Genomic DNA, 13,760 nt, shown 5'->3' with positions numbered 1-13,760 from the left:
ATATCAGGCTTATCATCAGGTCAGTATTGTTACCACTCTGAACTCCGTTATTGGTAACAATACCTGGTTGCTGTACGGCGGCAATAGGGGCAGGGGCAACGGCTTCCGGTTTTAATACATCAGCCGCAAGATTGGCATCAAGATACGTGGCTAACAATTGCAGGCTGTTATATTCTTCAAACAGCTTCCTGAAAGTGATGGAAATGTTGAATGTTTTTTTAAGATTGGTGGCTATTTGAGTTAAGGAAAGGGAATCAAACCCGATTTCAATAAAACTTAAACCAGTGTTTGCGGCATCAATTTCAATACCCGCGGCATCTTCAAATATTTCTTTTAGTTTGGTAATTAAAATATCTTTTCTCATTGGTGTTGTTGGCGGAGTTGTATTTTCAGTATGCTGTACAAAAGCATCTGATGCTGTTTCAATTTTGTTAATAATAGCTGGTTCAAGCCAGTAACGTTTATGATCAAAAGCGTAGGTTGGAAGGTCAATTTTTTGCCTGTCCTGACCTTCGTAAATGGTCTTCCAATCGGGTTCAATACCGTTTAGCCACAATTGGCCCAAAGCCTTTAGTACGGAATAACCTTCATTAAAGGTTTCAGTTTTTTCAAATCCGGATATTGCTATAACTGCATTACTTGCTGCATGTTGACGGGTTAGCGTAGTTAATACATATCCGGGGCCAACTTCCAGAAACAATCGGCCTGTATCTTCCATCAATGTATCCAACGCATCTGCAAAGCGGACGGTTTTACGCAGGTGTTGTGCCCAATAGGCAGGGTCAGTAGCCTCAGCAGCACTCATCCAGTTGCCGGTAACGGTTGATACAATAGGTTTTACAGGGGGATTTAATTTTACTGATCTGATAATGTCTTCAAAAACAGGGACAATACTATCCATCATGGATGAATGGAAGGCATGGCTTGTATTTAGGAGGCGACCTGGTATACCTTTGGTAGATAACTCATCCGAAAATTTAGTAATGAGTTCATCAGGCCCGGCAACTACGCATAGTTTGCGGCCATTAATAGCGGCGATTGATAATTCTTCGGGCAATAGTTTTTTAAGATCTTCTGCCGCTAACCTTACTGATAGCATGGAACCTTTAGATACGCTGTTAACTAACCTTGCTCTTTCTGATATCAATGTTAAAGCATCCTGAAGGCTAAACACACCTGCCAAATGAGCCGCCACAAACTCGCCAATGCTGTGACCGGCTAACACCTCTGGCTGGATGCCGCGGCTTAGCCATAATTTCGCCATGGCGTATTCTAAAATGAATATGGCAGGTTGCGCGTTAAGGGTTTGTTTTAGCTTTTCGTGCAATAGTTCATCCGGTGCGTCCGGGTACATGGTTTGCAGCAGATCCTCATGAATGGTTCCTTTAAGTAAACCTATACACTCATTTACCGCGGCGGTAAATACAGGCTCGCTCTTATACAGATCAAGCCCCATACCTGCGTATTGTGAACCTTGTCCCGGAAACAGGAATACCACTCCGGTGGCTTTTGCTTTTAAGTTTTTAGATGATGATGAGTCAGAAGGCTCGTTGAGTTTGGCCAACAATTCATCCTGATCAGCCGCTATTAGAAACCTGCGAAAGTTAAAACCTGCTCTGGTGGTTTGTAAGGTATAAGCCGCATCATTCAGGTTAATATTTTTATGTTGAGCAAGGTGATCGCCTAATTTATGTGCATAGTTGTTAACGCTATTTTCAGTTTTGGCCGACCAGGTGATCAGCTTTAAAGGTTTATCAACTTTGCTGGTTACCTGAGCAGTTTCAAACTCTTCTACAACAACATGTACATTGGTACCACCAACACCAAAAGAACTAACTCCGGCACGTCGCACACCATCGGCATCCCAGGGTTTTAATTGCGCATTCACATAAAATGGGCTATCGGCAATATCAATGTTCGGGTTTATCTGATTGTAAAACAAAGAAGGCGGGATTTGCCTGTTACGTAAAGACAGTATGGTTTTAATTAACCCGGCCACACCTGAGGCTGCCGTTAAGTGACCCATATTGCTTTTTACCGAGCCAATTGCACAAAACTGTTTATTTTGCTGCTGGCCAAATGCCAGGTTAAGCCCTTCAATTTCAATAGGGTCACCAATAGGGGTGGCTGTGCCGTGTGCTTCTACGTAGCTAATAGTTGAGGCTTCAATACCGGCATCATCAATAGCCATCGCTATGGCGCCTGCTTGGCCCTGGGCGCTTGGCCCGCCAAAGCTGCTTTTACCAGAGCCATCATTATTAACGCCAACACCTTTTATGACACCATAAATCGTATCGCCATCGCGTTTAGCCTCTTCCAGATTTTTTAACAACACCACACCTGCACCATCACTAAAAACAGTTCCGGTTGCCTGCGCGTCAAACGGACGGCAATGACCATCGCTGCTCATGATAGAGCCTTCTTCATACAGATGCCCGCTTTTTATGGGCGAGGTTACAGATGCCGCGCCCGCCAAAGCTACAGAACATTGTCCTTCACGAATACTGGTTACCGCTTGCGCTACCGCCAATAAGGAGGTTGAACAGGCTGCATAAACCGCCACGGCAGGCCCCTGTAGGTTTAGCTGATAGGCTGTACGTGTGGCTATATAATCCTTTTCGTTTAGTAACCTTACCTGGAAATGGCCTGTACGTTCTACAAGTTCTGGATTAGTTAAAACGTTGTTATTGTAATACGTATTGTATCCACAGCCGGCAAAAACGCCAACCGGGCCGTTATATTTTTCGGGGAGATGGCCGGTTTTTTCCAGAACTTCCCAGGCCAGTTCTAAAAATATACGCTGCTGCGGATCCATCAATTCAGCAGCCCTTGGGTTAAAGCCAAAAAACTCGGCATCAAATTCGTCGGCATTATCAATTATTCCCCTTGCTTTTACATAAGCAGGATCATTTTTGATACCCGCAGGAATATTTCTATCCAGTTCTTCGGCGCTGAAAAAGCTGGTGGTTTCGCGCCCTTCGCTTAATAGCTGCCAAAACTCATCAATGGTATTAGCACCCGGAAAACGACCGGCCATACCTATAATGGCAACATCACGATTTGCACCGGTATGTTTATTTTTTCTGGAAAAAAGAGCTGGGGTATTTTGCTGATCTCCACCTAAAAAAGCAGCCAGGCCGCCAACGGTTGGGAATTGATATAGCTTGGTAACAGGAATCCGATAATTATGCAGCTGTTTTAATTGGGCTACAGTTTTGAGCGCCAATAAGGAGTTGCCGCCAAGCTGAAAAAAATCGTCGTTTAAACCTATCCTGTCTAATTGTAAAAGGCTCATCCAAACATTGGTAATGTTTTTTTCGGTAAGTGTTGCCGGAGCTTTGTATAATACATCAAGTTCGGGGCGTTGGAGGCTGGGTTCGGGCAGGGCTTTGCGATCAACCTTGCCGCTGGTGGTCTTAGGCAGCTCATTTAACCATACATAAGCCGATGGCAGCATAAAATCGGGTAGGTGTTGCTCCAGGTGTTTACGCACCGCATCTGTATGTTGATGATCGTTAGAGGCAACAAGATAAGCCAACAGTCTTTTTTGCCCGGAAGCATCTTCGCGTGCAATTACCACGGCTTGTTTAATATTTTCCAGTTGATTGATCAGCACTTCGATCTCACTCAGCTCAACCCGGTTACCACGAATTTTTACTTGCGTATCCCTGCGGCCTAAATATTCAATATTGCCATCAGGTAAATAACGGGCAAGGTCACCGGTACGATAAATGCGAACTGTTTCATCTGTTGTTTTCTGCCAGTTGATAAACTTTTCGTTAGTAAGGTCGGGTTTGTTTAAATAGCCCTCAGCCAAACTGATACCCGCTACGCAAAGCTCACCGGTTTCACCCTTAGGAAGTGCATGCAGGTTTTCATCCAATATCAGTATTTCAGTAGCGTCAATCGGTACGCCGATGGTGGGTAAAGCAGGCCACTGGGTAGCATCTCCATCCAATTTAAGCTCCGTTACCACATGCGTTTCGGTGGGGCCGTATTGGTTATATAATACAGAACCGGGCAGGGCTTTAAAAAAGTTGATGATCTGCGGAGTGACCTTTAGTTGTTCGCCCGCGGTCATCACTTCTTGTAAACAAGCTGGGATATGATTGTTGGCAATGGCTGCTTCTGTCAGGTATTGTAATACCACAAATGGCAGAAATATACGGTTTATGGACTGAGCCTCGATATACTGTAGCAGTTTAACAGGATCTATCCTTAATTCTTCATCAATAAGTACCAGCGTACCACCCGTGGTCAGGGTAGCGAATATTTCCTGGAAAGATACATCAAAGGTTAAGGGAGCGAATTGTAAGGTATTGGTACCACTTGCTGCGATGGACTTAACCTTTTGCCACTGTAATAAATTTACCAAAGCCGCATGACCCATTAATACACCTTTGGGCTTACCTGTTGAACCTGATGTATAAAGCACGTAAGCATCTCCTTGGATTTCTACAGGAGGGAAGGAGGTGGCTTCCGGATAGGGAACATCGCTTAACAGGATATTTACAGGGAATGCTTCAAATAGCGGTTTCTCTTTCGAGGTAACCAGGCAGGTGTCAATACCTGAATCCTGAATAATTTGTTCAAGCCGGTCAGTAGGATAATCCGGATCGAGCGGTAAATAAGCCTTACCGGCTTTGAGTATAGCTAAAACACTGATAATGGTTTCAATACACCGGCGCGTACTTACCCCAACAATAGCTGAACCGGGCGATTGGCCTAAAAGCGTAGCGGCAAGATCATTTGCCTGTTGATTTAGTTGTGCATAGGAAAGTTTGGCATTGCCATAAGCAACAGCGGTATTATCAGGTGTTTTACCAGCTTGCTCTTCGAATACTTGATGAATAAGGAGTGGATGACCCATATCCGTTGTAGATAAGTAACCGCTATTGATATTCATAGGTTTGACAAGGGTTGGCTATACTGACCTAACCATTTATTATTGGTTTTAAAGCTTTTGCAGGAAACTTTAATTAGTTCAATATAGCAATTTTATGTTTTATATATTTTAATATTTTATGCAAATAAATTTGTTGTTACGCTAAACTGATTTAGGTTGTGAAAGTAATTTAACTATCTATATTAAACGTTAAATTATAAATTAAGTTTAAGCTACTGTTGCTTTGCGCTGCGCCTTTTCCCAAACCGCGCTTTGTTTGGTGGTAAAATACCTGATAATGCCTGCTAAAACCGCATAATTCATCACGCAAAAATAATAAGGTATAAATAATATTTTGATGCGTAACTGCTTTTTCTCCATCATAAAACCCAACAGCGCTAATACATAAAACAATACCTGAGCTACCAGCAATACCTGGTAACCGGTTGCCTCGGGTTGAAGGGCAAGCACTATGTTTAAAACAAATGATAGTATTAAAAGAAACGGAGTAACAGTCCATCTTAAAACACGGTGGCTGATGTATTGAAACGACAACACCGGATAAGGGAATGGATTAAATAGACTTTTCAACCTTAAAATAGATTGTATGCCGCCTGCTGCTATCCTGATCTTCCTTTTTAATTCTTCCGATACGTTTTCTGATGCAGTTTCGGTAGCATAAGCCTCAGGTTCATAAACAATGCGGTAACCTTGTTGAGCTATCAGCATTGAAATCATGAAATCGTCCAGAACGGTATCAGCTTCAACGGGTTTGTAAAGGGAACGGCGCACGCTGAACAACTCACCTGCAGCACCCACTACCGAGTAAAGCTCTGAATCCCATTTTTTTAATGCTGATTCATATTTCCAGTAAAAACCTTCTCCGGCGGCGCTTGCATCAGCGTTTTCATCAAAGTGTACCCGTTTTTCGCCGGCAACAGCTCCAACGGTTTTATCCTCATAATGCCTGCAAATTTTGATCAGGGCATCTTTATTTAGAAAAGTATTGGCATCTGTAAAAACAACGGCATCAGTATCTACATAATTCATAGCACGATGAATGGCCGCTATTTTACCGGCTCGCTGTGGCTGGTGCAACAATTTAATCTGGGGGTACTGGGCTATAATACCAGGTGTATTATCTGATGAACCATCAGTTACAAAAAGTATATTCAACTTATCAGCCGGATAATTTAGTAAAAGGCTGTTTGCTATTTTCTCTTTTATAAAACCTTCTTCATTATAGGCAGCCACCACCAGTGTGCACGATGGCAGGTTGTCTATGTTATCGGCTATTACAGATTTTGATCCTTTAAATATGCGCTTAAGGCGGATAATTAAGTATAGGAGTATCCCATAACCAGCAAATGTGTAAAAAACAATGATCAGGCTAAGCGCTAATAAAATTTTCATATGATAGTATTAATGGGATAACCTAAATTCTTACTGTTTTTTGAATGTGTAAAATTCCACCACACAGCTTTAAATAGCATGGGTATAAAATTGTAATTTTTAGCTTTAACATAGGCTACTGTATTCCTCGGTACCACGAACAATAAAAAGTAAATATAAAATACCTGGCGTTTGAAAAAGGTGGCATTCCTACGTATAAAGAGTATCCGGTTGCGGGTCATGAAGTATTCCTTTAACCGGCTTTTTTTTCCTACAGAAACAGATTCTTTATGATAGATCAAGGCATCGGTGCAAACCCAGGCTTTATACCCGGCGCGGTTAATGTGCTCGCACCAATCTACTTCCTCATAATATAAAAAGAAGTTTTCGCTCATCAAACCTGCTTTATCAATCGCCTCTTTCCTGATCATCATAGCCGCACCGTGGCAATAGGCAGTAGGGCCTGTATGGTTAAACTGACCCTGATCTGTTTGGCGTATACCTATACAACTGTTGCGGCAGGTATAATAATTCATAGGGGTATAACCGGCGTATTGTATCAGATGCTTGTTACTAAAATATTTGATCATGGGCGATACCATGCCAACCCCGGCATTATTATCCAATATCTGGGCAAGTTGCTCCACAAGACCGGGCGTAAATTCGGTATCGTTATTAACCAAAAAAAGATAGTCGCCGGTAGCTTGTTGTATACCCAGGTTGTTACCGCCTGCAAAACCAAGGTTTACATCCGAGCGAATAAATTTGATTGCCGGGTATTGTAAAGACCATGCTGGCACTGGGTTTATTTTGCTGGCATTGTCAACCACAATGATCTCGATATTGGTATAACCGTTTGTTTTTTCTATAGAAAGTAATAACTCTTCAGTAACCAATGGCTGGTTGAAGTTTACTGTAACGATAGAAATTTTTTTCATCTAAACTATTTGATATATAATGGTTTGATTAACGGTTTAGTCTTTTGAAACCTTATCCAGGCAGTTTTGCAATACAACAGCAAATTCCTTATCATTTGGGGGAGCAAATATAGTGTTGTGCTCACCGGGTATATCATGTACATGAACACCTTTCAAAGCAAATGGACGCCATCCCAGGAAATTAAAATCCGGCATGTAGAAAGTGCGTTTCTTAGCCCTGAACAATTCTATTGCGATAGGTAAAGGGATCAGAATATAATTGCGCAATGCTTTTTCGCTGGCCTCATCAATTTCATTATCATAAGCGAAGAAACCTTCTTTTTTCTCTTCTTTTGATGGCGATAGTTTCCAGAAGAGTTTAATGATCTTTCTTTTGATGATCAGGCTTTTGTATTCAATAGTGCGCTTAGGGTCATCAGCAAGCAATACCGCGCTGTAACCTACTTGTTTTAAAACTAAAGCGGCTTTATTGACAGCCCTTTTTAAAGAAGATTGATGTACGGTTGATTGCTCAGCGTAAGTATCAAACATGGCCAGCATTTTTACTTCTTTACCAGCAGCCATTAGCTGTTTGGCCATTTCATAGGCAATAATACCACCTAATGAATAACCGGCAAGTGCATAAGGCCCTTCAGGGTTTTTAGCCACGATCTCGGCAATATAGTTAGCCGCAATCTCTTCCATTACATCTAATGGTTCATCAATACCATTAAGCCCTTTGGCCTGTAAACCATAAACGGGTTGTTCGGCATCCATATTCATGGCCAGGGCATTAAATAATAATACGTTTAAGCCGGCGCCATGCACAATGTACAATGGCATTTTGCTGCCGCTTGGTTTAATAGGCACCAATGATTCCCAGGTGATGGATGTGGCATCAACTTCAAGCCGTGCGGCCAGTTTTTCAACTGTCGAGTACTCAAACAAGGTAGCCAACGGCAAACGTTTACCAGTTTCCTTTTCCAGGCGCGCCATAATCTGTACCGCCACTAATGAGCGGCCACCAAGCTCAAAAAAGTTATCCAGAATGCTGATGTTTTCCAGGCCCATCAGTTCCTGCCATATATCAGCAACCAGCTTTTCGTTGCTGGTACGCGGGGCAATAAACTCGCCGCTGCGTTGTATGTTGCTATAATCAGGTTTAGGTAATGCCTTACGGTCAATTTTGCCATTGGGGGTAATAGGGATGGTATCCATAATCACAAAATCATCAGGCACCATATACTCAGGTAGTACGGCAAGCAGACCCTGTTGCCAGCTATCGAATGCTGGCTTTAAATCGGTTATTGGTTTGTTAACAATAACATAAGCTACTAAACGTGGGTTACCTGGGGTGTCTTCACGGGCAATAACTACCGCTTGTTTAATGTTATCTTCCTTTAACAGATTTTGTTCAATTTCTTCCAGTTCTATACGGTAACCACGAACCTTTACCTGATGATCAATACGGCCAAGGCAAACTATTTCACCATCTTCTCTGATTTTACCCAAATCGCCGGTGCGGTACATTTTGCTGCCCGGAATAGCTGAGAATATATCATCAACAAAGCGCTCTGCCGATAGTTCTGCACGATTCAGATAGCCAACAGCAACGCCATCACCACCAATATAGATCTCGCCGATGGTTCCGTCGGTATAATTTTTAAGCGCTTCATCTAAAATATATACCTGTGTGTTGTTAACCGGTCTGCCAATGGTTATATCATCTTCGCTGGTTACCTGTTTAACGGTAGAATAGATGGTTGTTTCAGTTGGGCCATACATATTCCAGATCTCGGCACATTTAGGTAAAAGCTGAGCAACAAGATCTTTAGGCATAGCTTCGCCTCCACAAAATACCTTTAACGGAAGTTTTTGATCCCAGCCCGATACCAGCATCATGCGCCAGGTATAAGGAGTAGCCTGCAGTATAGAAACCTGCTCGGCCTTTACCAGATCAACCAGGGCACGGCCATCTTTTGCGGTAGCGGAGTCAGCGAGTAAAAGCTGGGCGCCGCTGATAAGCGGTAAATACAGGTCAAGACCGGCTATATCAAAAGAGATGGTAGTAACGGCCAATATCTTATCGGCTGTGGTTATACCAGGTTCTGTTTGAACGCTCAGTAAAAAGTTAACGAGATTATGATGCAAAATTTGAACACCCTTTGGTTTTCCGGTAGAACCAGAAGTGTAAAGAATATAAGCGAGGTTTTGACCTGTTACGGTAACCTCTGGTTCATTGGCCGAATAAAGAGGAAACTTCTCGATAGCATCTTCAATTAAAACCTCGGTTGAGTTGGTTATAAAGTGCCCGTGATATTTTTGCGATGTGATCAATATCCTGGCCGATGAATCTTCCAGCATAAACTCAATCCTATCTTTCGGATATTCAGGATCAAGCGGTACATAGGCTGCACCTGTTTTCATAATGGCCAGCAATGATATCACCATCTCAGGCGAACGGTCAAGCGCTAAACCGGCTACGTCACCTTTTTGCAAACCTTTTTCCATCAAATATTGAGCAAGTTTGTTAGCCGTATCATTTAAGCTTTTGTAGCTGTAAACGCGGTCGTGAAATTTAAGCGCAATTTGATCAGGAGTTTCCTGTGCACGTTCGGTTACCAGATGATGAAGTGCTTTATCTTTCGGGTAGTCAACCTGTGTATCGTTCAGTGTATTTATAGCCTCTGTATTTATTGTAGTAGCCATTGGGGTATCGCTTTATTTGTACTAAATAATTTTGTTTTTAATTATGCAGCCGTGTGATCATGCGGGGTGTGTATAAATTTTTTATTAGCACCTTTTAGTTTAAATAACAATAACAGCATAGTGAAAAATATTAACGGTAACTTAAGTGCCGCGGCAAATAACTTTTCGTTAAAGAACGCTGCGGGTATTGCAACAACAATACCAATGTAACAGCAAACCGTAGCAGCAAGCCATAAATGCCAGTGCGGGCCAATGCCTGGTAATGCCAATGAGATGAGCAGCATGAATGGCATCAACCCAAGCATGAGTACGCGGGGTAGGATAGACATTTGATATATCTCATTAAAATAATCAAAGTTGCCCCGTAAAAGAAGCTGGCCAAAGCCACTGCTGCCATACTTGCGCAGTAAATTGAACTGGGCCGAAAGCCACCTTTTTCGTTGCTTTTTAAACACCTCTGGGTTGCTTACTTTTTCATCATATATCAAAGCGTTTTCTGCATAGGCAACGCCTATTTTTTGACGGGTAAGTATCAGGCCCATCTCTTTATCAAAGCCGCCAACAGCGTCAATCTGGCCCATGATCTCTTTAAATAAACGATATTCTAAGGCCATTCCAGAACCGATTATGGCTGCCGAAAGATTAAATACACGTTGCGACTTCCTGAAAATGTGATTGTTAACCTCTTCGCTTATAGCATCCAATACCGCAACAGATGTATTGGTGTTTTTGGCAACCCGGTGTCCTTGTATTACCTTTTCTCCTGCTTGTAAATAGTTATTGATCTGGTATAAATAATCAGGGGCGGCAACATTGTCAATATCAAAAACAATAGCAGCATCAAAGCCATAGGCGGTGTTTTCAATAGCTTTGTTCAGGGCTTTTGATTTGGTACTGTTCTCAAAAAAAACTTCCACCACTTGCAATGGCATTTGTTTCAATTTCGCGATGGTTTCGGGTTTAAGCGAATCGGCGATGATACAAACGTGGAACAGATCCTTGGGGTAATCAATAGTTAAAGCGCTTGCGGCAGAGTTTAATAAAATTTCATCTTCTTTGTAAGCACAGATGTAAATTACAATACGGCTTAACGATTTAGCAACCGGAGGTTGTTTGATGGGTATTAATTTCCCCGCGAGTGAGAAAATAAATAGATAAATGCAATATATACCCAGGTATATAAAGATGATATCCATTATTACTGTTGCTATTAATTTGATAATATCCATGTGTAATTAGTTGTCTTTTAAGGGGTAACGTTGAATTAATAATTAAAACAGATTTTAGCCTGTGGTTTAATTATGTAATACAGTATGTAAATTTGATGCCAACAAATTTTTGATCTCCGTTATGCGGTGTTCCCAGGTATTTTCGGCGGCAACCGCGAGTCTTTTCTTTTGTAGTTCGGGCGTATCATTCAGTGCTGTATTGATAGCGGCCGAAAACTCATCCGCGTTTTTACAATAGGCTACCGTATCGCCTGTAAAGTCTTTCAGGTCGGTATTAAAATCGGTTGATACCACAGGTCGTCCCGAACCAAGGTATTCAAAAAGCTTTAACGGGAATATGGAACTACTTACTTCGTCTTTTTTAAAGGGAATAATAGCTATGTTAAACCCTTTTAATACCGCTGGCAATTGTTCATAGGGTACCGAGCCTTTTAACGATATATTGGGTAGTTTAAAGGCCTCATGCTCTACGTAATCAATATCTACCGGGCCTACAAAAACAAATTGTTTATCAGGATTTTGCTTTAATACAGCGATAAGCAGGTCATAATCAATGCGGCGTTCAATATTCCCGAAATAACCGATCACGGGCTTTTTAATGTCGGCTAATATATCGGCCACAGGTAATTGCGGGTTAAGCGCTTTTTGGCTATGGCTTATATTTGCCGCGTTGGGGATGAAGAAGGAATTATTGTTGAGCTTTTTCTTGCTATCCCTCAATTGCTTACTGGTGCAAAGTACCAGATCTACACTTTTTACAACAATATCCTCAGATATTAAACCATGCCTGGTTTGATATTCTTCAATTAACGGATCTACACAATGATAAACCGTTAGCTGCGGCTTTATGAGTTGATGAAAGTTGGGGTAAGTGTAGTTGTAAGAGTTTATATAAATATAATCTTTGATATTTAACTTTTTGATCACCTTTTTTAACCGGTCTGCTACAATTTTTTCATTGAATTTTACCGCCTTGCGGTATAGCGGACCTTCCGGCAACATATTGATGGAAGGTACCGGGGGCGAAATAACTATTTTAAGGTTAGGGATATCCGTTTGAATACAACTGTTTTTTGCCGAAAAAAAGTGGGGCTTACGTATTTTGTACTCTGGCGTGTTCCTGAACTTGACATAATCCTTCCAGGTAAAGGGGCGGTCTACATAATAAACAAAATTGTCTTTTGCCAAATGTTTGGCCATAGTATAGTTTGTTGACTCCAGCCGGCCATCAAACTGCATTTGCGAAAATATGATAATATGCCTGTTCTTAAGCTCCATCAATTTTGTTCCAGTTGCTTTTTTCTTGTTTTTTGATAAATAGTGGTCGCCAGTTCTATCAGCTCTATATAACCCAGCTTAAAAATATCGCCTAATGAAAAATTTAAATGCTTTTTGAGCGACCAATAACCGAATATGGCGCCCGAAAAGAAAGTAAATATAGATGCTATAGCCACACCATACAGGTTATGAAAAATGAATATCCCGGCAAAATCAGCTGCTACGTTTACTGACAGCATGATAAAAACCTTGATCATGTTTAACTGTGGTTTGCCGATAATATCAAGCGTTATCCCAAAAAACCTGTCGATAGGTAACAGCATTACAAAGCACATGAAAATGCGGAATATGTTGCCTGCATCTGAGTGCTGATATTTGCCGCCAAACAATAGACCGATAATCAGATCTGCAGCTATAAAGGATACTATTGCAATAGGTATTAAAGCGATGGTAAGCATACCCGCGTATTTTTTCATGATATAGGATACATACCTTTTATCGTCGCGCTGAACGGCTGCTCCCATAACCGGTAAAGCGGTTGCTATAAAGGCCCGGAGAGGTATCTCAAATATCTCCATAAGTCTTTGCGGAATGTAGTAAACAGCCAGCAATTCTGATGGGAACATCATTTTAATAATGAACGTATCTGAACTGCGCAACAGGTATGAGCTGATAGATGTGCCTACACTGAATTTGCCAAAATGAGCAAGCTCCTTTATAGATGCCCAGCTTTTGCTGCTGATGGTTTTTACTCTGGCCCAGCCCACCGAGGCAGTGATGATACTGCTGATCACATTATTTAAAAAGTAACAGTAAATGGTGTTTTGAAAATTAACCTGATGTAAAATGATGAGCAACAATATGAGTATAAAAAAGCCTCCCTGGTTAATTAATTGTACTAAAAACAGCTTGTCAAAACGCTCTTCAGCCTGCAATATCCATCCGGCTATAGCGGTGGGTAAGGTGGTAATAAAAATAATGCTGAACCACTTGATAATGGTGAACATATTGGCGTTTGTACCGAAGTAAAAGAAATACATCAGCAAATTGCCAACTGCAAAACTCAACACGATCATAAAGCCCAGGTACCAGGCAGAGCCCGCGATGTTCCGGGAGCGCTCTTCGCTGGCTCCTGCATAATATTTAATAAGAGAAGTTTGTAAAAAGCCGGTCCTGAAAGTATCGGCCAGGGTAAATATCACCAGAAAAAATATATAATCGCCAAAGTCGGTTTTGGATAGGTAACGTGCCATTAACGATAATATGGCCATACCCAGCACCGGCATAATGGCATTACTGGCTAAAGAAAGTGTGTATTTATTAATAACTTTTTTAAGAAACCCCATGTAG

The 13,760-nt window shown here is 41.6% G+C and carries 7 protein-coding genes; all 7 read right to left on the bottom strand.

All coding sequences use genetic code 11. From position 1 onward, the window contains the following. Positions 1-4,906: amino acid adenylation domain-containing protein (locus AAGC65_RS14635; protein ID WP_343113204.1), on the bottom strand; the 4,906-nt coding region annotated here is incomplete at its 3' end. 207 nt (positions 4,907-5,113) lie between these two features. Further along, positions 5,114-6,298, bottom strand: coding sequence for a glycosyltransferase family 2 protein (locus AAGC65_RS14630; RefSeq protein WP_343113203.1), 1,185 nt, complete (start codon positions 6,296-6,298; stop codon positions 5,114-5,116). Beyond that, positions 6,295-7,215, bottom strand: a complete 921-nt coding sequence (locus AAGC65_RS14625) for a glycosyltransferase family 2 protein (protein ID WP_343113202.1) — start codon at positions 7,213-7,215, stop codon at positions 6,295-6,297. Before AAGC65_RS14625 ends, AAGC65_RS14630 begins: the two co-directional genes overlap by 4 nt. A 36-nt stretch (positions 7,216-7,251) precedes the next feature. Continuing rightward, entirely contained in the window at positions 7,252-9,903 is a 2,652-nt protein-coding gene (locus AAGC65_RS14620) for an amino acid adenylation domain-containing protein (RefSeq protein WP_343113201.1), read from the bottom strand. Between the two features lie 41 nt (positions 9,904-9,944). Beyond that, positions 9,945-11,099, bottom strand: coding sequence for a glycosyltransferase family 2 protein (locus AAGC65_RS14615; protein ID WP_343113200.1), 1,155 nt, complete (start codon positions 11,097-11,099; stop codon positions 9,945-9,947). A 99-nt stretch (positions 11,100-11,198) separates the two neighbouring features. Beyond that, the gene (locus AAGC65_RS14610; RefSeq protein ID WP_343113199.1) at positions 11,199-12,410 is read right to left on the bottom strand and encodes a glycosyltransferase; all 1,212 of its coding nucleotides are present in this window, start codon (positions 12,408-12,410) and stop codon (positions 11,199-11,201) included. Further along, positions 12,410-13,756: an oligosaccharide flippase family protein gene (locus AAGC65_RS14605; protein ID WP_343113198.1), complete on the bottom strand. Its 1,347-nt coding sequence runs from the start codon at positions 13,754-13,756 to the stop codon at positions 12,410-12,412. The genes AAGC65_RS14610 and AAGC65_RS14605 overlap by 1 nt, the downstream gene beginning before the upstream one ends. Between the last annotated feature and the right edge of the window lie 4 nt (positions 13,757-13,760).

It is taken from the genome of Mucilaginibacter sp. (genome assembly GCF_039207105.1).
Lineage (GTDB): Bacteria > Bacteroidota > Bacteroidia > Sphingobacteriales > Sphingobacteriaceae > Mucilaginibacter.
This window is presented reverse-complemented; position numbering and strand designations above follow the sequence as displayed.

What these genes read in the sequence shown, in the direction of transcription:
- AAGC65_RS14605 (WP_343113198.1), bottom strand. Translation starts at nt 13,756, where the DNA reads ATGGGGTTTCTTAAAAAAGTTATTAATAAATACACACTTTCTTTAGCC.
- AAGC65_RS14630 (WP_343113203.1), bottom strand. Translation starts at nt 6,298, where the DNA reads ATGAAAATTTTATTAGCGCTTAGCCTGATCATTGTTTTTTACACATTT.
- AAGC65_RS14615 (WP_343113200.1), bottom strand. Translation starts at nt 11,099, where the DNA reads ATGGATATCATCTTTATATACCTGGGTATATATTGCATTTATCTATTT.
- AAGC65_RS14620 (WP_343113201.1), bottom strand. Translation starts at nt 9,903, where the DNA reads ATGGCTACTACAATAAATACAGAGGCTATAAATACACTGAACGATACA.
- AAGC65_RS14625 (WP_343113202.1), bottom strand. Translation starts at nt 7,215, where the DNA reads ATGAAAAAAATTTCTATCGTTACAGTAAACTTCAACCAGCCATTGGTT.
- AAGC65_RS14610 (WP_343113199.1), bottom strand. Translation starts at nt 12,410, where the DNA reads ATGGAGCTTAAGAACAGGCATATTATCATATTTTCGCAAATGCAGTTT.